The sequence below is a fragment of the Stenotrophomonas sp. YJH_SMC_110 genome, assembly GCF_059369255.1.
The window spans coordinates 1-25,704 of sequence record NZ_JCAFSM010000013.1 but is presented as its reverse complement, the minus strand read 5'-3'; the positions used below and the strand labels follow the sequence as shown (position 1 = coordinate 25,704).

Genomic DNA, 25,704 nt, shown 5'->3' with positions numbered 1-25,704 from the left:
GCATCGCAGGGCGGCGTCAGCTGATCGTTCCGACCAGCTTCAGGCGCTTGTCCTCCGGCACCTCGCTGTAGGCCAGGACCGACAGCGACGGAACGCTGTGGCGGACCAGGCGGGCCAGCGCGGCGCGCACCGGGCCAGGTACCAGCACGACCGCGGGCTCGTTGCGGGCTTCCTGCTTGCTGACACATTCGGCCAGGCTCTGGTGCAGTCGCTCAGCGAGTCCGGGTTCCAGCGCGGCGCCGTTGCCCTGCGTGGACTCCTGCAAGACACGTTCCAATTGCGGGTTGAGGGTGAACACCGGCAGCTCCGCCGACATTCCGGCGATCTCCTGCACGATGAAGCGGCCCAGTGCGGTGCGAACAGCGGCGGTCAGCACGGCCGGGTCCTGGCTACTGGGCGCATGTTCGACCAGTGCCTCGGCGATCTTGCGCAGCTGGCGGATCGGAATGCGCTCGACCAGCAGGTTCTGCAGCACGCGCACCACCGCCGACAGCGGCAACGCCTTCGGCGTCAGATCTTCGACGAGCTTGGGCGCGCTCTTGGCCAGGTTGGCCAGCAGGTGCTGCACTTCTTCGTGGCCGAGCAGTTCCGGCGCGTGCTCACGGATCAGGTGCGACAGATGGGTGGCGACCACGGTGGCCGGATCGACCACGGTGTAGCCCAGCGTTTCGGCCTGGGCGCGCTGGTGCGGCTGGATCCAGGTGGCGTCCAGGCCAAACGCGGGGTCCTTGCCGGCGATGCCTTCAAGCGCGCCGAGCGCGCTGCCCGGGTCCAGCGCCAGCTCGCGGTCGGGGTGGATCTCGGCGGTGGCCACCGGCACGCCGTGCACCAGCACGCGGTAGCCGTTGGCCGGCAGTTCCAGGTTGTCGCGGATGTGCACCGACGGGATCAGGAAGCCGACATCCTGGGTCAGCTTGCGGCGCACGCCCTTGATGCGCGCCATCAGTTCGCCGCCCTGGTTGCTGTCCACCAGCGGGATCAGCCGGTAGCCGACCTCCAGGCCCAGCGGATCGACCGGGCGCAGTTCGTCCCAGCTCAGTTCGGCAGTCGGTGCCGGTGCGGCCGGGCGGCCGAGTGCGTTGAGTGCGGCGGCATCGGTGCCACCGCCTGCCGCATCGGCAGCCGGCGCCTTGCCCTTGCGGTACAGCTTCCAGGCGATGAAGCCGAGGATCGCGGCCAGCGTCAGGAAAGCGACGTTGGGCATGCCCGGCACCAGGCCGACCACGCCGATGATGCCGGCGGTGATCGCCAGCGCACGGTACTGGCCGAACACCTGGCCGGTCATGGCCTGGGCCATGTCCTGCGAGCGCGAGGCGCGGGTAACCAGCATGGCCACGGCGCTGGAGACCAGCAGGGCCGGCAGCTGCGCTACCAGGCCGTCACCGATCGACAGCAGGGTGTAGGTGGCGGCGGCTTCGCCGAACGGCATGCCATGCTGCAGCACGCCCACGGCCAGGCCGCCGAGCATGTTGATGAACAGGATCAGGATGCCGGCAATGGCATCGCCGCGGATGAACTTGCTGGCGCCGTCCATCGCACCGTAGAAGTCGGCTTCCTCACGCACTTCCTCGCGGCGCAGCTTGGCTTCTTCACGCGTCAGCAAACCGGCGTTGAGGTCGGCGTCGATCGCCATCTGCTTGCCGGGCATCGCGTCCAGGATGAAGCGCGCGGTCACTTCCGAAACGCGGCCGGCACCCTTGGTAATGACCACGAAATTGATGATGGTCAGGATCGCGAACACCACGATGCCGACCGCGTAGTTGCCGCCGATCACGAATTCGCCGAAGGCGGCGATGACCTTGCCCGCGGCATCGTGGCCGTTCTGGCCGTTCAGCAGGATCACGCGGGTGGAGGCCACGTTCAGCGCCAGCCGCAGCATGGTGGTGATCAGCAGCACGATCGGGAAGATGGTGAAGTCCAGCGGGCGCTTCACGTAGACCACCGCCAGCAGCACCATCAGCGAGATGGCGATGTTGAAGGTGAACAGCGCATCGAGCACCGGCGCGGCCAGCGGCACCACGACCATGGCCAGCAGGGCCAGCACGATCAGCGGCGCGCCAAGGCCCTGGCGGATCATTTCCAGGGCGCGGCGGGTGTTGAAACCGGCGGAGGGCTGGGCGCTCACGGGCGGCCTCCCTTGCCGAATTCATCCACCTGGATGTGCGGGGCGTCCGGCATCGGGCCAGTGCGCCAGGCGCGCAGCTGGTAGACGTAGGACAGGACCTGGGCGACGGCCGAATACAGTCTCACGGGGATTTCCTTTCCGAGTTGGCCTTCCCGATACAAGGCGCGTGCCAAAGGCGGGGCGGAGACGATCGCCACCTTGTTGCCGTCGGCCACTTCACGGATGCGCAGGGCGGTTTCGTCCACGCCCAGCGCGACCACGGTGGGGGCGTTCATGGCGCCGCCCTCGTACTTCAGGGCCACCGCGTAGTGGGTGGGGTTGACCACCACCACGTCGGCAGTGGGCACCGCCTCCATCATCCGGCGGTTGGCCATCTGCTGCTGCAGCTGGCGGATGCGGCCCTTCACCTCGGGGCTGCCCTCGCTTTCCTTCATTTCCCGGCGCAGTTCCTCGCGGGTCATCTTCAGCTTGCGCATCCAGTTCCAGCGCTGGTACGGCGCATCGATGGCGGCCAGCACCAGCATCGCGCCGGCGGTCGCCAGCAGCAGGCGCAGGGTGAAGCCCAGGCCATCGGTGATGGCGGTTTCCAGCGGGTGGTGGATCAGCCCGCGCAGGGTGTCGAAGCCGGTCCAGACCACCAGCCCGGCGGCGACGCCGACGAAGGCCACGCGCAGCAGCGATTTGGTGAATTCGGCAATCGCCTCCGGGCCATACAGGCGCTTGAGCCCGCTCATCGGGTTCATGCGGTTGATGTCGGGCAGCAACGCCTTCTGCGACCAGCGCAGGCCGCCCATCACCAGCGGGGCGACGAAGCTGGCCAGCAGGCAGACCAGCACCAGCGGTGCGATCACCAGCATGAACTGCAGCAGCAGGTCGCCGAAGTGGCCGAACAGTTCCTTCGGGTTCTGCCGCAGGCTCTGTTCGGGGCTGAGCGCGTGCTTCATCCAGGCCGTGGCGCCACGGCCGATCGAGCCGCTCATGGCCATCACCGCCAGCACGCCGGCGCCGAACACGGCGGCGGTGCCAAGTTCGCGCGAGCGCGGCAGGTTGCCCTGTTCACGGGCGTCGCGCAGGCGTTTTTCGGTTGGTTGTTCGGTCTTTTCGCCGGCGGATTCGTTCTCGGACATCACGGGCACTGCGGCAGGGGGTGCCGGGGTGCGTGCAAGAACCGTTCCACGCCTGGCGTGGATCTACCGACGGCCCGTTCTGTAGAGCCGAGCCCACGCTCGGCTACGGTTGGGGCCAGGCGCGAAGCACCGCCGGGCATGAGCTCGGCTCTACAGGAGAGTGCCGCAGGAATCGTTCTGTGATGGCGGGCGCGCGTGGCCCGGTGTCAGCCGGGCGGGTATTGCGGCGGCGGGCTCTGTGCCAGTTCCACCCGCGGCCGGGGCAGGTCGTGCAGCTGCATGAAGCGCGCCGCATCCACCGGGCGGCCCAGCAGGTATCCCTGCAGGAAGTCGCAGCCCAGGCGTTCCAGGTAGGCGCGCTGCGCGGCGGTCTCCACGCCCTCGGCGACGATGTCCATGTCCAGCGCATGGCCCAGCGCCACGATCGCCGAGACGATCACCACGTCTTCGGCACTGTGTTCCAGGTCGCGCACGAACGCATGGTCGATCTTGATCTCGGTGGCCGGCAGCCGCTTCAGGTACAGCAGGCTGGAATAGCCGGTTCCGAAATCATCGATGGAGATGCCCACGCCCAGCGCCGACAGCGCCTGCAGCAGGCGAAGACTGGTATCGGTATCGCGCATGACGGTGCTTTCAGTGATCTCCAGCACCAGGTGGCGCGGGGCAATGCCATGGCGCTCGATCACCTCGCGCACATCCTGCAGCAGGTGCGGCGAACTGAACTGCACCGGCGACAGGTTCACCGACATCGACCAGCTTTCATGCCCGGTGTCGTGCCAGCGCCGCAGCTGCTGGCAGGCCTGGTCCAGCGCCCAGCGCCCGATCTCGTTGATCGCACCGCTGCGCTCGGCCAGGCGGATGAAGCGGTCGGGGGGAATCAGGCCGTGTTCCGGATGGCGCCAGCGGATCAGCGCTTCGGCGCCGGCCACCTTCTGCGTGGCCACGCGGATCTTCGGCTGATAGTGCAGGAACAGCTGCTCGCTGCCGATGGCGCGGCGCAGGTCGGCCAGCAGCCGGAACTGCTGCTCGGCACTGTCGTTCATCCAGTCGGCGAACAGCACGAAGGCGTTGCGACCGGACTCCTTGGCCTGGTACATCGCCGCGTCGGCGAAGGCCATCAACTGGCGCTCGCTGGCGGCGTGGTCCGGGCAGATCGCCACGCCGATGCTGGCGGTCACCTGCAGTTCGTTGTCCGGCAGCAACGGGCCGCTGCCCACCGCCTGCAGGATGCGCCGGGCCAGGGTCGGCAGGTCCTCGTCGTGCTCGATGCGCACCACCAGCACGAACTCGTCGCCGCCCAGCCGTGCCAGCATATCGTGCGGGCGCAGCAGCTGGCGGGTGCGTTCGGCCACCGCCACCAGCAGCGCATCACCGGCCTGATGGCCATAGGCATCATTGACCTGCTTGAAGCCGTCCAGGTCCATGAACATCACCGCGAAGCGGTTGCCGCCCTGTTCGGCCTCGGCCAGTGCCTGCACGATGCGCCGCTGCAGCAGCAGGCGGTTGGGCAGGCGGGTGAGAGGATCGTGCAGCGCGGCCTGGGTCAGTTCCTGCTGCGCGTCGGTCAACGAGGTGCTCAGCATCGAATTGCGCAGCCGCAGCAGTTGCGCTTCCACGCGCTGGTCCAGCCATGAGACCACCAGCACCACGGCCAGGATCGCCACGGTCAGCACTACCACCAGCATCGCCAGCCACTCGTTCTGCAGGCCATCGCCGACCGCCGCGCCGCAGACGCTGCCTTCCGGGAAGCGCGCAGCGGCCATGCCGGTGTAATGCATGCCGACGATGGCCAGGCCGAGCAGGCCCGCCGCCGCCAGTCGATCACCGATGCGGGTGCGCTGGGCGCGCAGCCGGAACGCCACGTACAGCGCGGTCCAGGAGGCAGCCACCGCCACCATCAGCGAGAACAGCAGCCAACCCGGGTCGTAGTCGATGCCCGGCTGCATGCGCATTGCAGCCATGCCAACGTAATGCATGCCGGCGATGCCGGTGCCCATCAGCAGGGCGCCGACCGCCAATCGCGGGTGGGGCAGGGTGCGCAGCGAGACCAGCCACAGCGCGAACACCGATGAGGCGATGGCAAGCGCAAGCGAGAGCAGGGTGATGGGAAGGTCGTAGCCCAATGGAATGGGCAGGTCGAAAGCCAGCATGCCGATGAAATGCATCGACCAGATGCCCAGGCCCATGGCGAAGCCGCCGCCCAGCCGCCACCACCAAGCCGCGCCCCTGCCCGGTGCGGTCACCGTGCGCCCGGCCATCGCCAGCGCGGTGTATGAAGCCATCACGGCGACCAGCAGCGAGATCGCCACCAGCCACGGGTTGTACGTGCCTACCAGCATTCGTCAGTCTCCCGGACCTGCCTGTCGACGGAAACCACGGTGGGGCATGCATGAGGCAGGCCGACGCACGACGCCGGCCATGTGCGGCATCCCCCCGGTTGCCGCGCATTCACTCTAACGCGCAGACCGGGGGGGACTTCAAGCGGCAATACGTGAAATTGCGCCTCTGTAGAGCCGAGCCCATGCTCGGCTGCCTTCGGCAGGAGCGGCAGCCGAGCATGGGCTCGGCTTTACAGAAACAAATGCATGGCAAGCAGTAGAACGTGATGATCGGGTCAGTGTGTGACCGCGTCCGCAGCCTGGAAGGCGGCGTCGAACAGGCGCTGTACCGGCGGCCCCATTTCCCCTGCCAGCAGGGCCAGCAGGAACAGGCCCAGCAGCAGCGAGACCGGCAGGCCCAGCTGGATCGGATTCAGCGCAGGGGCGGCACGCGCCAGTACGCCGAAGGCCAGGTTCACCGCCAGCATCGCCACGGTGAGCGGAATGGCCAGCGTCAGCGCGCCGCGCAGCACGGTCAGCAGGAAGGTCGGGGCGATGCTGAAGAAGGCGTGCGGGTCCGGCAGCGGGGCGCCGATCGGCAGTGCGCGGTAGCTGTCGACCAGCAGCGAAATCAACGCCAGGTGGCCGTTGGCGGTGAAGAACAGCAGGCCGAACAGCAGGTAGAACCACTGGCCGATCACACCCGAAGTGCCACCGCGCAGCGGGTCGCTCATCTGCGCGAAGGCCAGGCCGGTGCCCTGCGCGATCAGTTCGCCGGCCATCGCACCGGCTTCGAATACCAGCCGCAGCATGAAACCGATGGAAACGCCGATGGCCAGTTCGCGCGCGATGGTCAGCACCGTAGCCGCGTCGAAGCCGGTCCAGTCCGGTACCGGTGGCAGCAGCGGCGCCAGTGCAATGGCCAGGGTGCCGGCCAGTACCACGCGCACCCGCGACGGCACCGCACGCGTGCCGACCATGGGCATGGCCATGGCCACCGCGCCGATGCGCAGCATGGTCCACAGCACCGTGCCGATCATGCCGAAGGCCTGCAGGCCGTCGGCCGCCATCTGTGTCGCGGCGTCCATCGAAGCGCGTGCCCTAGCCGATCAGGTGTGGGATGCGCTGGAACAGCAGCGTGGTGAATTCAACTAGGTGGCCGATCAGCAGGCTGCCCAGCGCGAACAGCACTGCGGTCAGCGCCGCCGCCTTGGCGACGAAGGCGATGGTCGGTTCATTGAGCTGGGTTGCAGCCTGCACGACACCGACCACCACGCCCACCACCAGTACGGTGAGCAGCAGCGGGCCGGCCACCCACAGCACGGTGATCAGGCCGCCACGCAGTTCGGTCAAGGCAAGTTCGGGAGACATTCGGGTTCCACCTTCTTATATAGAGTCGAGCCATGCTCGACTGTCTTTCAATCGCGCCGGATCGCGTCACGCGGGATTGAAGCTGGCCGCCAGCGTGCCCACGGTCAGCACCCAGCCATCCACCAGCACGAACAGCAGGATCTTGAACGGTGCCGACACCAGCATCGGCGACAGCATCATCATGCCCATGGACATCAGCACGCTGGCGACGACCAGATCGATGATCACGAACGGAATGAAGATCAGGAAGCCGATCTCGAAAGCGGTCTTCAGTTCGCTGGTGACGAACGAAGCGACCAGCACCGGGAACGGGATCGCATCGGGGCTGGCGTAGGTGCCGTGCCCGGCGATGCCGGCGAAGGTCATCAGGTCGGTCTCGCGGATCTGCGCCAGCATGAACCCGCGCAGCGGCTGCGTGGTCAATGTCCAGGCGGTCTGGAAGTCGATGTCGCCGTTGAGATAGGGCGCCATGCCCGTGCTCCACGCCTTGTCCCAGGTCGGCATCATCACCATCGCGGTGAGGAACAGGGCCAGGCCCAGCAGTACCTGGTTGGACGGCGTCTGGCCGGTACCCAGTGCCTGGCGCAGCAGGCCCAGCACGATGATGATGCGGGTGAACGAGGTCAGCACCAGCAGCATCGACGGGATCAGGGTGATCGCGGTCATCAGCAGCAGGGTCTGCAGCGGCAGGCTGACCGGCTGGCCGCCGATCTTGCCGACGTTGACGTCCGGCAGCGGGGTGGCCGGGGCCCCGGGCGCGGCGAACGCCAGCACCGGCAACAGGCACAGGGCAAGCAACAGCAGCCACGGCATCAGGGTGGCAACACGGGTACGGGTGACACGCATGTCAGGGGTCCTTGCGCAGCCGCTGCTGCAGCAGCTGGGCGAAATTCGGCAGGTTCTTGAAGTCCGGCACGCGCACCGGCGCCGGTGGCGGCAACGGTTCGGGCAGGGTATGCAGGGTGTTGATGCCGCCGGCAGTGACGCCCAGCAGCAATTGCTGGCCGTTGACCTCCACCACCACCACGCGCTCCTTGGCGCCGACGCTGAGGCTGGCCACCAGCTTCATGCCTTCGGCCGGGCGGAAGCCGCTGCCGGGCATGCGCTTGAGCAGCCAGCCCAGGCCGATCACCAGCGCCAGCACCGCCAGCAGCGCCAGCACCGCACCGAACAGGCTGGGTGCGGCGGCCGCGTGCTGGCCGACCTGCGGGCCGATCGGCGCTGCGGTCTTGCCGACCGCCAGCAGGGTGGAGGCCAGCAGGCTCAACGCAGTCTCCGGATCCGCTCGCTCGGGCTGACCACGTCGGTCAGGCGCACGCCGAAGCGGTCATTGATCACCACCACTTCGCCGTGGGCGATCAGGGTGCCGTTGACGAACACGTCCAGCGATTCGCCGGCACCGCGCTCCAGTTCCACCACTGAACCCTGGTTGAGCTGCAGGAGGTTGCGGATCGGCAGGCGGGCACGACCGACTTCCAGCGACAGGGTCACCGGCACATCGAGGATCACGTCCAGGTTCAGGTCCGCACCGTTGGCCTCGTCGGCCTGCAGGCTGCTGAACTGGGCCGGGGTCGGTTCGAGGGCGTCGATATCGTTCATTGCGGGTCTTCCTGGATGACGGGTACGCGCGGGCGGGTGCCCGGCGGATGGGTAGCGGTGATCTTCACGGCGTTCATGCCGTTGGCGATGCCGAACTCGCCGGTGAACACAGGGATGTTCTCCACGCACAGCGGCACCTGCGGGCTCAGCTCGATCGGCAGGATGTCGCCGACCTTCAGCTGGGTCAGGTCGCGCAGGGTCATGCGCTTGCTGGCCAGTACGCTGGACAGGGTGACTTCGGCGATGTTGAGCTGCTCGCGCAGGGTCTTGCCCCAGCTCTCGTCGCGGTCGTTGCGGTCGCTCTGGATGCCGGCGTCGAGCAGTTCGCGGATCGGTTCCAGCATCGAGTAGGGCAGGGTGACGTGGATGTCACCGCCGCCGCCGTCGAGCTCGACGTGCAGGCGGCATACCACCACGTACTCGCGCGGGGTCACGATGTTGGCGAAATGCGGGTTGATCTCCGAGTTGATGTACTCGAAGTCGACGTCCATCACCGGTGCCCACGCTTCGCGCAGGTCGGCGAAGGTCTGCTTCAGCAGCAGGTGGATCACCCGCATTTCGGTGGCCGTGAATTCGCGGCCCTCGATGCGGGTCGGGTAGCGCCCGTCGCCGCCGAAGAAGTTGTCGACGATGGCGAACACCAGGGTCGGCTCGAACACGATCAGGCCGGTACCGCGCAGCGGCTTGAAGCGGATCAGGTTCAGGTTGGTCGGCACATACAGCGAGTGCATGTAGTCGTTGAACTTGATCAGTTCGATGCCGCGCACCGACAGCTCGGCCGAGCGCCGGATCAGATTGAACAGGCCGATCCGCCACAGGCGCGCGAAGCGCTCGTGGACCATTTCCAGGGTCGGCATGCGACCACGGATGATGCGGTCCTGGCTGGCGAAGTCGTACGAGCGTGCTTCGCCTGACGGGGGTTCCGCATCGGTCTCGACCGCGCCGCTGTCCACGCCGTGGAGCAGGGCATCGATCTCGTCCTGGGACAGCAGATCATTCATCGGGGGGCCCTTACTGGGTCACGAAGCTGGTGAACAGCAGATCGTCGGCGCCGTTGCTGCCGGTCTCGGCCTTGAGCACCTTCTGCACCTCGGCCAGCGAACTGGCCTGCAGCTTCTGCTTGCCGGCGACATCGGCGATCTGGTCCGGGCTGACCTGCGAGAAAAGCATCAGCAGGCGCGCGCGGATGGCCGGGGCATGGGTCTTGATCGCTTCCAGCGCGGCCGGGTCGCGGGTCATCAGCTGGACCTCCAGCTGCAGGTAGCGCGGGCCGTCGACCGGGCCATTGAGGTTGACCACGAACGCCGGGTCCAGCGCGAAGTACTGTGCCGGGGCCGGCGTCGCGCTCTTCTTCGGCGCCTGCGCGGTCTTCTCTTCGTGCTTGGACTGGGTGAAGAACCACACGCCGCCACCAGCGGCAGCGGCGGCCAGTACGGCCACCAGTGCGGTGATCAGGATCGGACTACGCGGCTTGGCGGCCTTGTCCTTCTCGGCGGTCTTCTTGGTTTTGTCAGCGGCTGCGGCCACGGGGTGAAGCTCCTGAGGGTTGCTTCACCGGGATATGCAAGGGGTGTGCCGAAGGCCGGGCCCGCAGGGTGCGACGGAATTCCGTCGGGGTGCCGGCGGGGCCGTGCGGAGCAAGCTACGCACCCACCAACGCAATACGGGGAGGTGCCGACCGCCTGCCCTGGTGGGTGCCAACCTTGGTTGGCACACCTGTCAGGCGTAGGCGTCCAGCAAGCCGCGCTGGCGGATCAACTGCGCGGACGACACGCTGGCATCGCCCGGCGTCGGTTCTCCGTCGCCGGTCATGCCGCCGCCACCGGGTTGTCCCGACGCATTGCCGTCACCACCAGACGCGTGGTGGCCGACATCGGCGTGAGCCAGCTGGAAGCCCTGTTCGCCCAGCAGCTCGCGCAGGCGCGGCAGGCTGCTTTCCAGTGCCTGGCGCACGTCTACGTGCGGGCTGCTGAAGCTGGCATGCACCTTGTCGCCGTTCAACTGCAGGCGCACGTCGACCGGCCCCATGTCGTCCGGGCTCAGGCGGATGTGGGCATGGCCGATCTTCTGGTCGGCCAGCCAGCCCAGGCGTGCGCCGATGGCCTGGTCGAAGCCATCGTCACCCAGCACGGGCTTGGGCGTGGGTTCGCCATTGAAGATCGCGTTGCCGGTGGCGAGCGCCGCCTTCAGGTCCTGCACGGCGGCCGCTGCCGGTGCGTGCAGCAACGGTGTATTTGCGCGGTCGCCAACGGCGGCCACGTCACTGCCTTCGCCGCGCTCGCTGCGCTTGCCGGGCAGGATCATCGCCGGCAATGGCAGCGCGGCGGCATCCTCCGCGCTGGTCGCCGCCGGTTTGCCGTCGGCCGCCACGGGGGCTGCGGTTGCCGCTACCGGCGCGGCTGCAGGCAGTGTCGGGGTCGCGGCGGGGGCAGTGGTGGATAGCGCCGTACCGTCGCTGGCCAGTGACGGTGCAGCGCTGCCCGCCAGAGCGACGGCCGGATCGGCAGGCGTCGGCATCGCCAGCACCAGGCCGGCCAGGCCGATCGGTGGCCACGGGGCGTCCTCGGTCGCGGCGGGCTTGTCCTTGTCGGTGCCGGGTCCAGCCGGGGGCAGGGCAACGGGCGGTAGCGGCGGCGTTTCGGCAGTTGCCGCTTCCGCGTCCGCGCTGCGTTCGCCCGGTGCCTGGCCATTGCTGTCGGCGGTCGATGGCTGGCTGGGCGGGGACGGCGTCGGTGTGGTAGCGCTGCCGGCAGGCGCGGGCGCGGAGGGCGCACCGCCCTGCAGCAGCTGGCTGAAGTCCTTTGCGCCTTCGCTGCGCGCGGCGCGTGCGGCACTGTTGCTGGTGGCGGGCGTGGCCGGGTTGGCGCTGCTGGCGAGCGGGGCGGGCATCACGGGCGGCCTCCCTGCTCGGCGCCGTCCTGGTCTTCGGCCTGCACCAGGCGCGCGCGCCGCGCGCCAATGTCGTCCATCTCGCGCTGGTCGCGGCGGTCGGTCACCACCTTTTCCTGCGCGCGGTAGCTGGCGGCCAGCTGCTCCAGCACCGCCTTGTCACGGCTGGCCAGGATCAGCCGCGCGCGCTCGGCCTCCACTTTTTCGCGGTTGCCGTTGACCGTGGCCTGCTGCTGCTCGACCGCACTGTCCAGGCGATCAAGGAAGGCGCGGCGGTTCAGCAGCTGTGCCGGGCTGGTCGCTGCCATCTGGGCGTTGGCGTACTCCTCGGCATAGCGGCGCAGTTCGTCCAGGCGCGACAGATGGGTGTCGAGCACGCGCTGGCGTTCGGCCAGGTCGCGGGCGACCGCGTCCTCGTGTTCCTGGGCCCGCTTGAGCAGGGGATCGATGCGCTTGGACTGGTTCATGGCTTAACTCTCTTGTTCCACCAGGCGCTGCAGCGCCGCCTGGCTGTGCGGGAGATCTGCGGCCTTGGCAACGTCCTGGCCGAGGAACTCCATGATTTCCGGCCAGCGTTCCAGGGCTTCGTCGGTGGCCGCGTCGTTACCACGCTGGTAGGCACCGATCGCGATCAGGTCACGGTTGGCCGAGTACGCCGAGACCAGTCGCTTCAACTTGCGGATGCGCAGGCGCCACGGCTCGTCGGCGATTTCCGTGACCACGCGGCTGACCGACGATTCGACGTCGATGGCCGGGTACAGGCCGCTGTCGGCCACCCGGCGCGAGAGCAGGATGTGGCCGTCGAGGATCGCGCGTGCGGCGTCGGCGATCGGATCCTGCGGATCATCGCCTTCGGTCAGTACGGTGTAGAACGCGGTGATCGAGCCGCGGCCCTTTGCGCCGTTGCCAGCGCGTTCGACCAGCGCCGGCAGCTTGGCGAACACCGAGGGCGGGTAACCGCGGGTGGTCGGTGGTTCACCGACCGACAAGCCGATCTCGCGCTGCGCCTGGGCGAAGCGGGTCAGCGAGTCCATCAGCAGCAGCACGTTCAGGCCCTGGTCGCGGAACCACTCGGCGATGGCGGTGGCACGGTAGGCACCGTGCAGGCGCGCCAAGGGTGGCCGGTCGGCGGGGCTGGCCACCACCACGGCGCGGCGCAGGCCTTCCTCGCCCAGCGTGGTCTCGACGAAATCGCGTACTTCGCGGCCTCGTTCACCAATCAGGCCGACCACGATCACGTCGGCAGCGGTGTAGCGGGTCATCATGCCCAGCAGCGTCGACTTGCCGACGCCGGAACCGGCGAACAGGCCGACACGCTGGCCGCGGCCGATCGGCAACAGCGCGTTGATCGCGCGCACGCCCACGTCCAGCGGCTGGGTGATCGGTTCACGCGCCAACGGATTGATCGACACGCCGGCCATGCCGACATGCCCTTCTGCGCGGATCGGGCCCTTGCCATCCAGCGGCACGCCGTCGCTGTCGATGACGCGGCCGAGCAGGCCTTCACCCACTTCCACGCCGCCACGCCGCGCCGACGGTACCACGCGGGCGTTGGGCAGCAGGCCGTGCAGTTCGGCGCTGGGCATCAGGTAGGTGCGCTCACCGGCAAAGCCGACCACTTCGGCATCGACCCAGCCACCATCGACCACTTCCACCTTGCAGCTGGCGCCCAGCGGCGCCTCGCAGCCGACCGCTTCCAGGGTGAGCCCGACCGCGCGGCGCAGCACGCCCTCGCGGATCAGCCCACGGCCATGCGCGGTATCCACGCGCAGGCCGTCCAGGCGCCGGGCCAGGCGCAGGTTGCGGGCCACGGCCCAGTCGGCCGGCGGCGGCGTCGTTTGCGATGCGGCGCTCATGCCGTCGCCCCGGTCTGGCGGATCACCGCATCCAGCGCACCGCGCAGGCGGGCCTCCAGGGTGCCGTCGATGCGTACGGCTTCGGCGTGCACGCGCAGGTCGCCACGGCTGAGGCTGGTATCCGGTACCAGGCGCTGCGCCGGCGACAGGTTCAGCAGCGGGGCAAGCGCGGCGATGTCATCCGGGTGCAGCCGCACTTCCACCTCGCGGGTGCTGCCGCCCACGGCGTCAATCGCTTCGCCGACCAGCTGCGCCAGCAGTGCCGGCTCGGCCTCGTAGGCGCGGCCGACCAGCGCGCCGGCGATGCGCACCGCCAGTTCACCAAGGGCGCCGACCACTTCGTTCTCCAGCCGCACCAGCGGCCGGCTGAAGTTGTCGAGGATGCCTTCGATCTGCGCGGCGAGGCGACGCACCTCCGCCTGGCCCTGGCCGTAGCCTTCGGCATGGCCCTGATCGAATCCTTCCTTCTCCGCGCTGTCCTGGATCGCCTGGATTTCCTCCAGGGTCGGCAGCTGCAGCGGCGGCTCCGGTTCGTGTTCCGGGTCCGGCTCGGTGAGTTCGAACGCGTCCTCCTGCTCCAGCGCCGGTTCGGGCTGGGCCAGCAGGTCCGGGGCAAGCCAGCGCACGACGTTGCTCACAGCATGGCCTCCGCGCTGCCGCCGATGGTGACGGTGCCTTCATCGGCCATGCGCTTGACGATGGCCAGGATCTCGCGCTGCGCGCCTTCCACGTCGGACAGGCGCACCGGCCCGCGGGCTTCCATGTCTTCCAGCAGGATCTCGGCCGCGCGCTGCGACATGTTGCGGGTGATCTTGTCGCGCACCTTGATGTCGGCACCGCGCAGGGCCAGGCCCAGGCGCTCGCCGCTCACCTCGCGCAGCACCAGCTGCATCTCGCGGTCGTCCAGGTCGACCAGATCGTCGAACACGAACATCAGGTCCTGGATGCGGTTGCTCAACGGCGCATCGATGCGGGCGATTTCGCCCAGGATCGCCTGGTCCTGGCCGCTGTCCATGAAGTTCAGGATGTTGGCCGCGCACTGCACGCCACCGATGTTCGACGACTTCAGGTTCTGGTTGCCGGCGAACTGGCGCTCCATGATCTCGTTGAGTTCATTGAGCGCGTTCGGCGGAATGCCGTCGAGGGTAGCGATGCGCAGCAGCACGTCCACGCGGGTACGGTCCGGCAGCAGCTTCAGCGCGTCGGCGGCCTGGTCGGTTTCCAGGTGCGCCATCACGATGGCGATGATCTGCGGGTGCTCGTTGCGCACCAGGTCGGCCACCGCACGCGGGTCCATCCACTTCAGCGCGTCCAGGCCGGTGGTGTTGCGGCCGAGCAGGATGCGGTCGATCAGGTTGCCGGCCTTCTCGCTGCCCAGCGCCTGCACCAGCATGTTGCGGATGTAGTCGTCCGAGCCAACGCCGAGTGAGGTCTTCGAGCCCAGCTCCTGGCCGAACTGGTCCATCACCCGCTCCACCTGCTCGCGGGTGATGTCGGTCATGGTGGCCATGGCGATGCCGATTTTCTGCACCTCCTTGGGTTCCATGTGGCGCAGCACTTCGGCCGCGTCCAGCTCACCCAGCGAAAGCAGCAGTACGGCGGCGCGCTGCACGCCAGTCAGTGCGGCCTCAGTCATTTGCCACCCAACCCTTGACCACCTGGGCCACGCGCTTGGAGTCGGTCTTCACGGCTTCACGCGCCATCCGCAATCGTTCCTCATATGAATCCACCGGCAGGGCCAGTGCTTCCGGCCCGCCCAGGCTGGCCCGGTCAGCGCCCAGCGCCGGCAGCGGCATGCCATCGTCATCGACCAGCTGCACGTCCGCGGTATGCGGCTCGAGTGCCTGTTCGTCGTTCTTCCTGCTCTGGCCGGTGATCGCGCGCAGCGCCGGACGCAGCACGCCGAACAGCAGCGCCAGCACCACCACCGCGCCAAGCAGCATGCGGCCGGCATCGTGCACCCACGGCAGCTCCCACCACGACGGGCCTTCGACCGGCGTGGTGTCACGCACGAACGGGGCATTCATCACCGACACGGTGTCGCCACGCTCGGCGTTGAAGCCGACGGCCTGCTTGACCAGCGCTTCGACGCGGGTCAGTTCGGCAGCCGACAGCGGCTGCGGGCTCATCTTGCCGTTGGCGCCGGCGCGCGGCACGTTGTCCACCAGCACCGCCACCGAGACGCGCTTGATGCGGCCGGCCGGCTGGCGGGTGTGCTGCAGGGTGCGGTCCAGCTCGTAGTTGCGGGTCGCGTTCTTGCTGCTTTCGGTCGGGGCCTGCGCGGTGGCCGGTGCGGCCTGCTGGCCCGGCGGGCTGTTGCTGGTCGCACCCGGCACGCCCTGCGGGCCCGGCGTGCTGGTGGTGTTCTCGCTCATCTGCTCGCTGCGCAGCTTCTGCGGCTCGCCGTTGTAGAGCTCGCGGGCTTCCTCGGTCACCGAGAAATCCATGTCCACGCTCACTTCCGGGTTGACGCGGCCGGGGCCAGTCATCGGTTCCAGCAGTTCGCGGATGCGCTGGTTGAACGAAGTTTCCTGGCGGCGCACCTGCTCGAACTGGGCCGCGTTGACCGCCGCCTCGCTGTTCGGGTCGGTAATGCTGAGCATGCGCCCGCTCTGGTCGACCACGGTCACCCGTTCCGGTGCGAGGTCCGGAATGCTGGCGGCGACCATGTGCACGATGGCATCGACCTGGCTGCGTTCCAGCTGCTGGCCGCCACGCAGTTCCAGGGTGACCGAGGCGCTGGCCACGTCACGCTGGCGGGTGAACGCGCTGGGCTTGGGAATGGCCAGGTGCACGCGCGAATCGCGCACCGGGCGCAGCGTGTTGATGGTGCGCGACAGCTCGGTTTCCAGCGCGTGCTGGTAGCGCGCGCTTTCCACGAACTGGCTGACACCAAAGCCCGGGTCGCGTTCCATCAGCTCGAAGCCCAGCTTGCCGCTGTCGGTCAGGCCGGAGCCGGCCAGCTTCAGGCGGGCATCGTGCAGGTTCTTTTCCGGCACGGTGATGCCACCGGTGGCCGGGTCGAGCGCGAACGGAATCTGCGCGGCGCGCAGCAGGTCGGTCGCTTCAGCGGTCGCCTTCTGGTCCAGGCCGGTGTACAGCGGGACCATGCCCGGCTTCTGTGACCAGAAGAACACGGACAGGCCTGCCGCCACCGCCACTGCGATCATCGCCATCAGGCCCAGCCGACGGGTGATCTGCAGACTCTGCAGGCGGTCGAACCATTGCCCGGCCTTCTCGGCGTTCAGGCTGTCCTTGGAGAGCGTCAGTGCCATGCGTCAACGTTCCTTACAGCGGCATGTTCATCACGTCCTGGTAGGCCTGGACGAGACGGTTGCGGACTTCCACGGTGGCGCGGAAGGCGATCTGGGACTGCTGCGAGGCGACCATCACCTTGGCCAGGTCGGCGCTGGGGTCGCCCATCTCGAAGGCCTTGGCGAGGGCGCCGGATTTCTGTTGCGCATCGTTGACGCCGGCAATCGCACCACGCAGGGTTTCGGTGAAGCTGGCCGGCTGCACCTGCGGCGCATCCAGCACCGTGCCCGGCAGGGCATTGCTGCGCGGCGTTTCGCCCAGCGGGTTGAGCGCCGGCTGTCCCATCTGGGTCTGATAGGAGCGGATCTGCGAAAGGATCGAAGTGACGGAGTGGGACATCTGCAACGGTTCCAGAAACAGGGATGGGGTTGTCTGCTGGAGCCAGTGCAAGTGCCGTGCCGAAACCGGTTTTCGATTCAGTGAAGTGAGGGTGGGGGGGGGGTGCGGTGGCAGGGCTGCGCCTTGCACCCGCCGACGCCACGTCAACATCAACGTCAAAATCGGGCTATGCGTGGGGTGGCGGGCTGGGTCCGGTTATGGGGGACGCCGTAAATCCGTCCATGGAGGCACGGTCGCGCCATCCATGGCGCTCACGCCTCCGCAACCGGACCCACCCCGCCTTCGACAGGTGGCCGCGATCTGTTGGAACCTGCTGCTGATGGTGGGTGCCGACCGTTGGTCGGCACGGGATCTGACCCCATTGGCGGCGCCATTTAACCGGCGTCGGTTTTCTGGCCTATGGCTGCAGGGTCCATCGGCCGGAATTCTGGCGCTGGCGCGGGGCGATGGGGCCGTCATGCTGGGTGTAGATGAAACGGCCCTGGCGGTCGCTCTGGCAGGTCAGCAGCAGGGTGTGGTGGGCGAGGCCGGCCGGATGGGCCTCGGTCATCTGGATTTCCGCGATATGCGGGGCCAGGCGCTGGTAGCGGTAGCTGCCGCCGATGCGGAGGTCGGTGCCGAGGATGTCCAGCACGTACTGGCTGCCAGCAAAGCTGAGCTGCACCATGCGTCCGGCGTTGGGGTTGTCCGGCGCGTACAACGGGTCGCTGAGGTTGGTGAACTGGCGTTGGTCGAGCGTGGCGGGCAGGGTGCAATTGGCCGCGGTGGCCAGGGCCGGGCAGAGCAGGACGGCGAGCAGGATCAGGTGATGCATGGTGGGACCTCCTTGGGGTGTCCCTGCCATGCTCCGCAGTGCGGCCGCGTTGTTTCTGGGAAAACGTGCAAATGCAGTAGGGTCAGATCCCTTTCCTGGGGAAAGGGATCTGACCCCCGGTCGACCGCGGGCGCCAGAAACACCAACGCCCGGGCAAGCCCAGGCGTTCGTGCCCCCTTCATGCGGGTCGCGCGCTTCAGCCGGCCAGTTCGGCCTGCTCGCGCTCGATGCCGTACTTGCGCAGCTTTTCCACCAGGGTGGTGCGGCGCAGGCCAAGCAGCTGGGCGGCGTGGGCGACCACGCCCTGGGTGCGTTCCAGTGCTTCGTTGATCAGCCCCAGTTCGATGTTGGCCATGTGATTGCGCAGGTCCAGGCCGTCGTCGGGCAGTGCCGCCGGGGCGGCTGCGCGATTGACGGCGATGCCGTGCTCCAGCGCCGGCTGGCCGCCGCTGCCCGGGGTATGGAACGAGAAGCTGCGCAGGTCCAGGCGTTCTTCGCTGGCAACCGGAGCTGCCGGTACCGCTGCGGCCACCGCTGCCAGCGCGGCATCGCCACGATAGCGGGCCGGCAGGTCCTGCACGCGCACCGAGCCGCCCGGATGCAGCACCGCCAGGCGCTCGACCAGGTTGGTCAGCTCGCGCACGTTGCCCGGCCACTCGTAGCCGGCCAGGGCCTGCAGGGCTTCCGGGGTGAAGCGCACTTCGCCACGGCCGGTGCGGGCCAGCTGCGCGGCGATGGTTTCCACCAGCGCCGGCAGGTCTTCGCGCCGTTCGCGCAGCGCGGGCACGTCGATCGGGAACACGTTGAGGCGGTAGAACAGGTCCTCGCGGAACTTGCCCTCGGCGATGCGGGTCTCCAGGTCGCGGTGGGTCGCGGCCACCACGCGCACGTTGCAGCGGATGGTCTGGTTGCCGCCAACGCGCTCGAAACTGCGTTCCTGCAGCACGCGCAGCAGCTTCACCTGCATCGGCAGGCTCATGTCGCCGATTTCGTCGAGCAGCAGGGTGCCGCCCTCGGCCATTTCAAACCGGCCCTTGCGCGCGGTCAGTGCGCCGGTGAAGGCGCCCTTCTCGTGGCCGAACAGTTCGCTTTCCAGCAGGTCGGCCGGAATGGCGCCACAGTTGATCGCCACGAACGGGCCATCACGGCGCGGCGAGCGCTGGTGGATGGCGCGCGATACCACTTCCTTGCCGGTGCCGGATTCGCCCAGCACCAGCACGGTGGTGTCGAACGCGGCCACCTGCTCGATCATGGTGCGCAGCGCGGTGACCGCCGGGCCGTTGCCGGTCGGCCCCTGGTCCTGCGCGGCGCCGGCCTGGTGCTCGGCATCCAGGCGCTTGAGGCTGGCACGGCGCAGCAGGGCTTCCATCTGCGCGTGGCGCAGCGGCGTTTCCAGTGGCCAGATGTTGGCCTCGTGCAGCCCGTGCTGCTGGGCAAACGCTGCAGCATCACCATCGGCCAGCAGCACCGGCGGCGGCAGGCTGCTGCCGCCCAGCCAGTGGTACAGCGCAGTGCTGGCGGCGCTGTCGTCCAGGCTGCCGACGATCACCGCCATCCAGTCGTTCTGGCGCTGGCGGCCCAGGTCGAAGTCGGCCGCGTCGGACACCCAGCGCGGGTTGAAGTCCATGAATTCCAGCAGGGCAACGGTGCGCTCTGCGCGCACGGCGTCGTTGTCCAGCACCAGGATGCGCGATTCGCTCACGATCGATCCTCCCTGAGGCCTTCCAGGATCGGCATGACTTCCTGGATGTAGGACAGCTTGCTGACAAAGTTGTCGGCGCCGGCGCGCAGCGCGTGTTCGCGGTGCTCGGCGTCGTCGAAGTGGCTGGCGATCACGATGTACGGTGCATCGTCCTGCGACTTGATCAGGCGGGTGGCCTGCAGGCCGCCCATTTCCGGCATCGCCAGGTCCATCAGCACCACCTGCGGGCGCAGCGTTTCCGAGCGCTCGATCGCTTCCAGGCCGTTGCCGGCACTGCCGACGATCTGCAGCCAGTCGATCTTGCGGAAATGGCGCATCGCCGCATTGATGAAGCCCTCGTGGTCATCGACCAGCAGGACCGTGAGCTTGTTCATGTCCAACATCCTTTTCAGCCCACCCGGGCCAGCTGGGGTTGCCTGGCGCTGAGCCGGCGCCGTTCGCGGGCCGGGGCGATATCCAGTTGTTCTCGGTATTTTGCGACGGTTCGGCGGGCAATGTTCACCCCCTGGCGTGACAGCAGGCCGGCAATGGCCTCATCGGCCAGCGGGCGGCCGGCCGGTTCGGCGTCGATCAGGCGGCGGACCATGGCCTTCACCGCCTGGCCGGAGACGCTGGCGCCTTCCAGACGCACGGCGAAGAAGTGCTTCAGTTCGAAGGTGCCGCGCGGGGTCTGCAGGAACTTGCCGGTGGTGATGCGCGAGACGGTGGACTCGTGCATGCCGATCTCCTCGGCCACTTCCTTCAGGGTCAACGGCGCCATGGCCTCTTCGCCACGGACCAGGAAGGCGGCCTGGCGCTCGACGATCACCCGCGCGGTGCGCAGCAGGGTGTCGTAGCGCATCGACAGGCCGCGGCTGAACCAGCGCGCCTCCTGCAGCATTTCGCGCAGTGCCGGGGCGGCGTCGCTGGTCTCGGCCAGGGCCTGTTCGTACTGGCTGTTGATCGACACGCGGCGGCTGGTGGCCGGGTTCAGGGCGACCTTCCACTGCCCATCAGCGTGCCAGGCGACCACGTCCGGCACCACCACGGCGTTGCGTTCGGGCAGCAGGCTGTCGCCGGGGCGCGGCTGCAGCGAGAGGATCAGGCGCACCGCCTCGCGCACGTCGTCGATCTCGGCGTCGTGCTGGCGGGCGAGGGCGGGGTAGTCGTGGGCCGCGAGCGCGTCGAGCGCTCCATCGAGAATGCGTGCCGCCAGGTGGCGGGCCGGCACCACGCCATGCAGGCTGCGCAGCTGCGCCTGCAGGCCTTCGCGCAGGTCCTGCGCGGCCATGCCGGCGGGCTCGCCATGCAGCAGCTGCTGGCGGATGGCTTCCACGCCGTCGGCGGTGATGTCGAACTGGGCACTGGCCAGCAGCTGCAGCTGGGCCAGCGGCGCCTGCAGGTAGCCGGCTTCATCGCAGTGGTCCAGCCAGAACGCGGCCACCGCCAGCTGGCGGTCGTCCATGTCCAGCGCCAGGCGCTGCAGCACGCGCAGCTGCGGGTCGGTCGACTCGCCGGCGGCGATGCGTGCCATGCGGTCGTCATCACCGTCCTGCCAATTGGCACCGGCCACATCCCACATCGACGGCTCGGGCAGCTCGTCGAAGGCGGCGGTGTCGAGGGTGGTGGCACTCGCTTCGGTGGCGTCGGCAGCGGGCGCTTCGGCCTCCTCGATCTCCAGCAGCGGGTTGGAGTCCAGCAGGCGCTGGATTTCCTGCTCCAGGTGCAGGCCATCGAGCTGCAGCAGCCGGATCGACTGCAGCAGTTGCGGGGTGAGGTGGAGTTGCTGGCCCAGCTGGGTCGAGAGTGCAGCCTTCATCGTGGTTCCCCGGCACCGCTCCCCGGCGCCTTGTGGAACGCATCTTGCTTTTGATCCGGCGGGGGCGGAATCGGGGGGTTCCTGATGCATTTCGTGGAACTCCCGACAGGGTGTAGGGGAATTCCCTACACCGACGCGGGAAATTGACGAAATGCGTCGCCAAGTCATTGATTTGTGGTGGCGAAGCCGCTGGGCGCGCGGCGGTCGGGGCACGGATTCCTGTCAGGGAATGTCGGGGTGACGGGATGTCGTCGCCAACGCAGGGTGTCGCGGGGTCAGATCCGTTTCCGCGGGAAAGGGATCTGACCCCGATACCGGCGCCTACTCGAGCTCGTGCTGATGGCGTGCGGCCAGCAGCAGCAGGTCATTGGCGCGGCGGCAGCCCAGCGATTCCATCATCCGCGCGCGGTGGGTCTCCACCGTCTTGACGCTGATGCCGAGATCGGCGGCGATTTCCTTGTTGCTCTCGCCCTTGCCGATGCGGCGCAGGATCTCACGCTGCCGTGGTGAGAGTGCGGCGATGCCGGTGGGTTTCTCGCGGCCCAGCATCGGCGCCAGCATCTTGGCCGAGATCTGCGGGCTCAGGAACACCTGGCCGGCGTGCGCGGCCCGCAGTGCCAGTTCCAGTTCCTGCGGTGCGGCGTCCTTCACCACGAACCCGACCGCGCCACGATCCAGTGCATCGCGCACGTGGGCGGCATCGTCGTGCATGGTCATCATCACCACCCGGGTACCGGGGGCACGCAGGCGGATGTCGCTGAGCGCTTCCAGGCCGGTGCGGCCCGGCAGCGAGAGGTCCATCAGCACCACATCCGGTGCGTGCTGTAGGGACAGTTGCAGTGCCTGTTCGGCGTTGCTGGCCTCGGCCACGAGCTGCACGTCGGCAAACCCCTGCAGCAGCCGCGCCAGGCCGGCGCGGACAAGGGTGTGATCGTCGACGATGAGAACTCGCACAGGCACGCAGCAGATCCGTGTAGGGGCATCCACCTTAACTTAGCTGAACGGGCGCGCCAAGGGTCGGCCGTACAGCGCCAAGGGGGCGGGTTTCAGCGTGCGCGGCGTGCCTCGGCCACCTGGCGGCGGTGCAGGCGGAACAGGTGCCGCTCCATCGCCATCTCCAGGCCATCGCCCAAACGCTGGAAGCGCAGCCACAGGAAGTGCCCGCCGCTACCGTCGGCGGCTTCTGCGACGACCTCCACCGGCAGGTCGATGTGGTCGGGCAGCCAGTCGCTGGGCTGCAGGCGCACCACGCCGGCCTGGCCGGGGCTTGCGCCACTGCGCGGGCCCAGCTGCAGGCGGATGCCACGGCGCGACCAGCGCACCGGTCGCAGGGTCAGCTCCTGGCCCTGCTGGCGCACCAGCCGGCCGAGCAGCACCATCGCCAGGTCCAGCTTGGCTTCCAGGCGCTGCAGCTGCAGGCTGGCTTCGTTGCGTTCGTCGTGCTCGTCGCCGCGGCTGTCCTCGACCAGTGCCAGGCTGCGCAGCAGGCCTTCGGCGCTGCTGGTGCGGCCGGCCGCGCTGCCCGCCTGGAACTCGGCCGGCAGGGCCAGTTCGCAGCTGAGCGTCTCGTCGAACAGCTCGCTTTCGGCCGGGTGATGCAGCGAGGTGGTCGGCAGCGAGGTCATGCCAGCGATTCTGCCTGCAGATAGGCATGCGCCGCGCGAAGGGAGCGCTGGCCGTCGTTCATCAGTGCGGCCACGGCATCACGGCGCTGGCGCAGCAGGCCGAGCAGACTCTGCTGGCGCTCGAACAGGGCGCTCAGCGGCGCGTGGTCCGCAGCGGTCAGCGGCTGGCTGAGCAGGGCGTGCAGGGTGCTGTCGTGGCCGTCGAGCAGGCTGTCGGCCTGGTCGAGGGATTCTTCGCCCAAGGCTCTCTCGAAGGCATCCAGCTGCGCATGCAGTTCCTGCAGGCTCATGGCGCCACCGCAGCCGGGCGGCGCTGTTCGTGCGGGATCGCGTTCCAGGCGCTGTCGATCTCGCCCAGCAGCTGCAGCGATTCATCCAGCGCGGCACGGTCGTTGTGCAGGTTGGCCTCGGTCAGGCGCTGCAGCACGTAGTCGTACAGCGCAGACAGATTTCCGGCGATCTCGCCACCGGCCTCATGGTCCAGCGAGCCGTTGAGGTGGCCGACGATCGCGCAGACTTCGCCGATCGCCTTGCCCTTGCCGGCCTGGTCACCGCGTTCAAGGCTGGCCAGGGCGCGGCGCACGCGCTCCAGCGCGCCGGCCAGCAGCATCGCCACCAGCTTGTGTGGATCGGCATCGGCGACCGCACTGGTCACCCCCACCTGGCGGTACTGCTCGGCATATTGACGGCTGGAACCGTACATTCGTGATTCTCCTTGCGCGGGGTGCCGTCGGGTGATCGCGGGGACCGGTGCCGACGGCGCTGCGATGATTGCTGTTGCGTCCGTTATCGGTGCATTGCGCGGCAAACTTGAGTGCCGTGCATGTTCCGTCAGCGGTTCAACTGGGCCAGCTGCTGCTGCAGCGCGGTGTTGCTCTGCTGCAGCTTGCCCATCAGGCTGTCCAGCGCCAGGAACTGCTTCTTGTAGCGTTCTTCCACGCTCTTCATGCGCGTGTCGAGGTCCTTGCGGCGCTTGTCGATGTTGTCCAGCGTGGTGTTCAGGCCCTTGGTGCGGGCAACGAAGGCGCCTTCCTTGCCGACCGTGGTGCTGACATAGCCGTCGACCAGCGTGTACAGCTTGCCGGCACCGCCGGTATCACCGGTGATCGCCTGGCGCATCTTCTCCGGCTGGCTGGCCAGTGCGGCGGCGAACTTGGTGGTGTCCAGGATCAGCGTGCCGTCGGCATTGGGATAGCCACGGGTATCCAGGCCGATCGCCTTGGCATCGAGCTTGTCACCGGCCAGGTCCTTGAGCACGCTCGACATCACCGAGCGCAGCTGGCTGGTGGCGCCGCGCATCTGCGCATCGCCGGTCAGCGTGGAGGCTTCCTTGGTCTTGGCGTCGTACTTGGTTTCGGTGTTGATCGCCGCCAGTGCAGCGTTGTAGGCGGTGACGAACTCCTGCATCACCTTGGTGGCTGCCGCAGTGTCCGTGCTGATGGTCACCGTGCTGGTGCCCGGCATCTTCAGGTTCAGGGTCAGGCCCGGAACCGCATCGGCCACGGTGTTGCTGGCGCTGACGACCTTCACACCATCGATGGTCAGCTCGGCGTCGGCGGCGGCGGTGTTCTGCTTGAGGCTGTTGACCAGGCCGCCCAGTTTGGCGTCGCTGCCGGCGTATTCGAGCTTGATCGCGTTGGCGGCACCGGTCTTCTCCTGGGCGATCGACAGGTACTGGTTGTCGCCGGAGCTGATCAGGGTGGCCTGCACGCCTTCCTTGCGGCCGGCCGCATCGATCTTGTTGCGGATGGTGGTCAGCGTGTCGCCGTCCTCCACCTCCACGTTCATGGTCTTGGCCTTGTCGCCCACGCCAACGGTCAGCGTCAAGGTTCCGGCAGCAAACGTGTCGGTCTTGGGTACCGAGGTATCGGCGATCAGTTTGTGCGCTGTCGCCAGCGAGGTGACATTGACCACGTGCGTGCCGTTGGAGGCCGCAGCCTTGGTGGTGCCAACGTCATACAGCGCGACCGACGCCGTCAGGATCTCGTCGGTGCCCTTGTCGCCGCCCTTGCTGGCGGTCACCGTGCGCGTGTCGAACGCCGTGGTGGCCTTCAGTGCGGTCAGCGCCGTCTTCAGCTTGTCGAAGGCAGAGGTGATGGTGCCGATCGACGACAACTGCATCTTGGCCTTGGACTGCTGCAGGTTCAGCGCATTGTCGGCGGGCTTGCGGTCAGCTGCGACCAGCTGGTTGACGATGCTGGAAATATCCAGTCCCGAGCCAATGCCACCGTATCCAAAGTCTGCCACGTCGTTTCTCCTGGTATCCGGGCCCGGCCGTCGTGCGGTGGCCCGTCGTCAACGAAAATAGCGGCCTGCGCCGCTGGGTCTTGAGGACTTCGTCGATGCACGTGCCGTGCCAATCGCCTGGCGCGGGTTCTGGCACGCGGGTTGCAGGAGGGCTGGGGCAGGGTGCGGGTAGGTTCACCGCGGGCTGCCGGGAGTCTGCAAAAAGCCCTCCCCCAATGCAGGGGAGGGATCAGGCTACTGACAATCGGGGGGAGACGAAGCCGCCCGGTACGTACAGTCAAAGGTACAGCGCTGAAAGAGAGGTCCGCAGGAGCGGGCGATGCCAAGCCGGTTCGGGAGTGATCCCGGGCCGGGCATGGCCCGCGCCTTCGTGCATCGTGGCTTCCCGGTTGCCGCTACCGTCGGTTCGATCCGACGGTAGCGGCGCCTTCTTGCCGTGGATCAGCGCAGCAGGCTGAGCACGCCCTGCGGCACCTGGTTGGCCTGGGCCAGCATGGCCGTACCGGCCTGCTGCAGGATCTGGGTGCGGGTCAGTTCGGCGGTTTCCTTGGCGAAGTCGGTGTCCTTGATGCGGCTGCG

The 25,704-nt window shown here is 68.1% G+C and carries 27 protein-coding genes; all 27 read right to left on the bottom strand.

Translation table 11 applies throughout. The features are described 5' to 3' along the window. Positions 1-16: 16 nt before the first annotated feature. A complete protein-coding gene (gene flhA, locus AC5P6H_RS18660; protein WP_153643679.1) occupies positions 17-2,077 on the bottom strand; it encodes a flagellar biosynthesis protein FlhA in 2,061 nt (686 codons plus the stop codon). 44 nt (positions 2,078-2,121) lie between these two features. Then, a complete protein-coding gene (gene flhB, locus AC5P6H_RS18655) occupies positions 2,122-3,252 on the bottom strand; it encodes a flagellar biosynthesis protein FlhB (RefSeq protein ID WP_014037101.1) in 1,131 nt (376 codons plus the stop codon). Positions 3,253-3,458: 206 nt separating this feature from the next. After that, positions 3,459-5,591 (bottom strand): putative bifunctional diguanylate cyclase/phosphodiesterase, encoded by a 2,133-nt coding sequence (locus AC5P6H_RS18650; protein WP_075076495.1) that lies wholly within the window; start codon positions 5,589-5,591, stop codon positions 3,459-3,461. 275 nt (positions 5,592-5,866) lie between these two features. Continuing rightward, positions 5,867-6,658, bottom strand: coding sequence for a flagellar biosynthetic protein FliR (fliR, locus tag AC5P6H_RS18645; protein ID WP_014037103.1), 792 nt, complete (start codon positions 6,656-6,658; stop codon positions 5,867-5,869). 13 nt (positions 6,659-6,671) lie between these two features. Beyond that, positions 6,672-6,941 (bottom strand): flagellar biosynthetic protein FliQ, encoded by a 270-nt coding sequence (locus tag AC5P6H_RS18640; RefSeq protein WP_005413254.1) that lies wholly within the window; start codon positions 6,939-6,941, stop codon positions 6,672-6,674. Positions 6,942-7,007: 66 nt separating this feature from the next. Next, positions 7,008-7,787 (bottom strand): flagellar type III secretion system pore protein FliP, encoded by a 780-nt coding sequence (gene fliP / locus AC5P6H_RS18635; protein WP_014647039.1) that lies wholly within the window; start codon positions 7,785-7,787, stop codon positions 7,008-7,010. A gap of 1 nt (position 7,788) precedes the next feature. Beyond that, entirely contained in the window at positions 7,789-8,208 is a 420-nt protein-coding gene (fliO, locus tag AC5P6H_RS18630; protein ID WP_014037105.1) for a flagellar biosynthetic protein FliO, read from the bottom strand. Further along, positions 8,205-8,540 (bottom strand): flagellar motor switch protein FliN, encoded by a 336-nt coding sequence (fliN, locus tag AC5P6H_RS18625; RefSeq protein ID WP_495202951.1) that lies wholly within the window; start codon positions 8,538-8,540, stop codon positions 8,205-8,207. The genes fliO and fliN overlap by 4 nt, the downstream gene beginning before the upstream one ends. After that, entirely contained in the window at positions 8,537-9,541 is a 1,005-nt protein-coding gene (gene fliM / locus AC5P6H_RS18620; protein WP_014647040.1) for a flagellar motor switch protein FliM, read from the bottom strand. The genes fliN and fliM overlap by 4 nt, the downstream gene beginning before the upstream one ends. A gap of 10 nt (positions 9,542-9,551) precedes the next feature. Further along, a complete protein-coding gene (locus tag AC5P6H_RS18615) occupies positions 9,552-10,067 on the bottom strand; it encodes a flagellar basal body-associated FliL family protein (protein ID WP_049441913.1) in 516 nt (171 codons plus the stop codon). A gap of 192 nt (positions 10,068-10,259) precedes the next feature. Continuing rightward, positions 10,260-11,429: a flagellar hook-length control protein FliK gene (locus tag AC5P6H_RS18610; RefSeq protein WP_227864557.1), complete on the bottom strand. Its 1,170-nt coding sequence runs from the start codon at positions 11,427-11,429 to the stop codon at positions 10,260-10,262. After that, on the bottom strand, positions 11,429-11,896 hold the full coding sequence (fliJ, locus tag AC5P6H_RS18605) for a flagellar export protein FliJ (protein WP_014647043.1): 468 nt from the start codon (positions 11,894-11,896) through the stop codon (positions 11,429-11,431). The genes AC5P6H_RS18610 and fliJ overlap by 1 nt, the downstream gene beginning before the upstream one ends. 3 nt (positions 11,897-11,899) lie before the next feature. Next, entirely contained in the window at positions 11,900-13,285 is a 1,386-nt protein-coding gene (locus tag AC5P6H_RS18600) for a FliI/YscN family ATPase (protein ID WP_197574775.1), read from the bottom strand. Further along, positions 13,282-13,923, bottom strand: coding sequence for a FliH/SctL family protein (locus tag AC5P6H_RS18595; protein ID WP_014647045.1), 642 nt, complete (start codon positions 13,921-13,923; stop codon positions 13,282-13,284). Before AC5P6H_RS18595 ends, AC5P6H_RS18600 begins: the two co-directional genes overlap by 4 nt. After that, a complete protein-coding gene (gene fliG / locus AC5P6H_RS18590; RefSeq protein ID WP_024958226.1) occupies positions 13,920-14,906 on the bottom strand; it encodes a flagellar motor switch protein FliG in 987 nt (328 codons plus the stop codon). The genes AC5P6H_RS18595 and fliG overlap by 4 nt, the downstream gene beginning before the upstream one ends. A gap of 7 nt (positions 14,907-14,913) precedes the next feature. Then, entirely contained in the window at positions 14,914-16,560 is a 1,647-nt protein-coding gene (gene fliF, locus AC5P6H_RS18585) for a flagellar basal-body MS-ring/collar protein FliF (protein WP_014647047.1), read from the bottom strand. A gap of 13 nt (positions 16,561-16,573) precedes the next feature. Next, entirely contained in the window at positions 16,574-16,939 is a 366-nt protein-coding gene (gene fliE, locus AC5P6H_RS18580; protein ID WP_014037113.1) for a flagellar hook-basal body complex protein FliE, read from the bottom strand. Positions 16,940-17,336: 397 nt separating this feature from the next. After that, entirely contained in the window at positions 17,337-17,753 is a 417-nt protein-coding gene (locus AC5P6H_RS18575) for a hypothetical protein (RefSeq protein ID WP_075076491.1), read from the bottom strand. 196 nt (positions 17,754-17,949) lie between these two features. Beyond that, complete coding sequence (locus tag AC5P6H_RS18570) at positions 17,950-19,455, bottom strand: sigma-54 dependent transcriptional regulator (protein WP_329890697.1); 1,506 nt, start codon at positions 19,453-19,455, stop codon at positions 17,950-17,952. Beyond that, positions 19,452-19,829 carry a response regulator gene (locus tag AC5P6H_RS18565; protein ID WP_010485922.1) on the bottom strand — a complete coding sequence of 126 codons (378 nt, stop codon included), beginning with the start codon at positions 19,827-19,829 and terminating at the stop codon, positions 19,452-19,454. Before AC5P6H_RS18565 ends, AC5P6H_RS18570 begins: the two co-directional genes overlap by 4 nt. A gap of 14 nt (positions 19,830-19,843) precedes the next feature. Beyond that, the gene (rpoN, locus tag AC5P6H_RS18560; protein WP_495202950.1) at positions 19,844-21,253 is read right to left on the bottom strand and encodes an RNA polymerase factor sigma-54; all 1,410 of its coding nucleotides are present in this window, start codon (positions 21,251-21,253) and stop codon (positions 19,844-19,846) included. A 321-nt stretch (positions 21,254-21,574) separates the two neighbouring features. Further along, the gene (locus AC5P6H_RS18555) at positions 21,575-22,207 is read right to left on the bottom strand and encodes a response regulator (RefSeq protein WP_032959406.1); all 633 of its coding nucleotides are present in this window, start codon (positions 22,205-22,207) and stop codon (positions 21,575-21,577) included. 92 nt (positions 22,208-22,299) lie between these two features. Then, complete coding sequence (locus AC5P6H_RS18550) at positions 22,300-22,878, bottom strand: PilZ domain-containing protein (protein WP_014647052.1); 579 nt, start codon at positions 22,876-22,878, stop codon at positions 22,300-22,302. Beyond that, positions 22,875-23,168 (bottom strand): hypothetical protein, encoded by a 294-nt coding sequence (locus tag AC5P6H_RS18545; RefSeq protein ID WP_032959403.1) that lies wholly within the window; start codon positions 23,166-23,168, stop codon positions 22,875-22,877. The genes AC5P6H_RS18550 and AC5P6H_RS18545 overlap by 4 nt, the downstream gene beginning before the upstream one ends. Continuing rightward, complete coding sequence (gene fliS, locus AC5P6H_RS18540; protein WP_005416447.1) at positions 23,165-23,581, bottom strand: flagellar export chaperone FliS; 417 nt, start codon at positions 23,579-23,581, stop codon at positions 23,165-23,167. Before fliS ends, AC5P6H_RS18545 begins: the two co-directional genes overlap by 4 nt. 128 nt (positions 23,582-23,709) lie before the next feature. Continuing rightward, positions 23,710-25,125 carry a flagellar filament capping protein FliD gene (gene fliD / locus AC5P6H_RS18535; protein WP_014647054.1) on the bottom strand — a complete coding sequence of 472 codons (1,416 nt, stop codon included), beginning with the start codon at positions 25,123-25,125 and terminating at the stop codon, positions 23,710-23,712. 441 nt (positions 25,126-25,566) lie between these two features. Then, the coding region (locus AC5P6H_RS18530) for a flagellin (RefSeq protein ID WP_279923195.1) at positions 25,567-25,704 on the bottom strand (138 nt) is incomplete at its 5' end.

What these genes read in the sequence shown, in the direction of transcription:
- flhA (WP_153643679.1), bottom strand. Translation starts at nt 2,077, where the DNA reads ATGATCCGCCAGGGCCTTGGCGCGCCGCTGATCGTGCTGGCCCTGCTG.
- AC5P6H_RS18550 (WP_014647052.1), bottom strand. Translation starts at nt 22,878, where the DNA reads ATGACCTCGCTGCCGACCACCTCGCTGCATCACCCGGCCGAAAGCGAG.
- AC5P6H_RS18565 (WP_010485922.1), bottom strand. Translation starts at nt 19,829, where the DNA reads ATGAACAAGCTCACGGTCCTGCTGGTCGATGACCACGAGGGCTTCATC.
- flhB (WP_014037101.1), bottom strand. Translation starts at nt 3,252, where the DNA reads ATGTCCGAGAACGAATCCGCCGGCGAAAAGACCGAACAACCAACCGAA.
- fliM (WP_014647040.1), bottom strand. Translation starts at nt 9,541, where the DNA reads ATGAATGATCTGCTGTCCCAGGACGAGATCGATGCCCTGCTCCACGGC.
- AC5P6H_RS18640 (WP_005413254.1), bottom strand. Translation starts at nt 6,941, where the DNA reads ATGTCTCCCGAACTTGCCTTGACCGAACTGCGTGGCGGCCTGATCACC.
- fliE (WP_014037113.1), bottom strand. Translation starts at nt 16,939, where the DNA reads ATGTCCCACTCCGTCACTTCGATCCTTTCGCAGATCCGCTCCTATCAG.
- AC5P6H_RS18650 (WP_075076495.1), bottom strand. Translation starts at nt 5,591, where the DNA reads ATGCTGGTAGGCACGTACAACCCGTGGCTGGTGGCGATCTCGCTGCTG.
- AC5P6H_RS18545 (WP_032959403.1), bottom strand. Translation starts at nt 23,168, where the DNA reads ATGAGCCTGCAGGAACTGCATGCGCAGCTGGATGCCTTCGAGAGAGCC.
- fliJ (WP_014647043.1), bottom strand. Translation starts at nt 11,896, where the DNA reads ATGAACCAGTCCAAGCGCATCGATCCCCTGCTCAAGCGGGCCCAGGAA.
- fliS (WP_005416447.1), bottom strand. Translation starts at nt 23,581, where the DNA reads ATGTACGGTTCCAGCCGTCAATATGCCGAGCAGTACCGCCAGGTGGGG.
- AC5P6H_RS18610 (WP_227864557.1), bottom strand. Translation starts at nt 11,429, where the DNA reads ATGCCCGCCCCGCTCGCCAGCAGCGCCAACCCGGCCACGCCCGCCACC.
- fliN (WP_495202951.1), bottom strand. Translation starts at nt 8,540, where the DNA reads ATGAACGATATCGACGCCCTCGAACCGACCCCGGCCCAGTTCAGCAGC.
- AC5P6H_RS18600 (WP_197574775.1), bottom strand. Translation starts at nt 13,285, where the DNA reads ATGAGCGCCGCATCGCAAACGACGCCGCCGCCGGCCGACTGGGCCGTG.
- fliR (WP_014037103.1), bottom strand. Translation starts at nt 6,658, where the DNA reads ATGGACGCCGCGACACAGATGGCGGCCGACGGCCTGCAGGCCTTCGGC.
- fliF (WP_014647047.1), bottom strand. Translation starts at nt 16,560, where the DNA reads ATGGCACTGACGCTCTCCAAGGACAGCCTGAACGCCGAGAAGGCCGGG.
- rpoN (WP_495202950.1), bottom strand. Translation starts at nt 21,253, where the DNA reads ATGAAGGCTGCACTCTCGACCCAGCTGGGCCAGCAACTCCACCTCACC.
- fliP (WP_014647039.1), bottom strand. Translation starts at nt 7,787, where the DNA reads ATGCGTGTCACCCGTACCCGTGTTGCCACCCTGATGCCGTGGCTGCTG.
- AC5P6H_RS18575 (WP_075076491.1), bottom strand. Translation starts at nt 17,753, where the DNA reads ATGCATCACCTGATCCTGCTCGCCGTCCTGCTCTGCCCGGCCCTGGCC.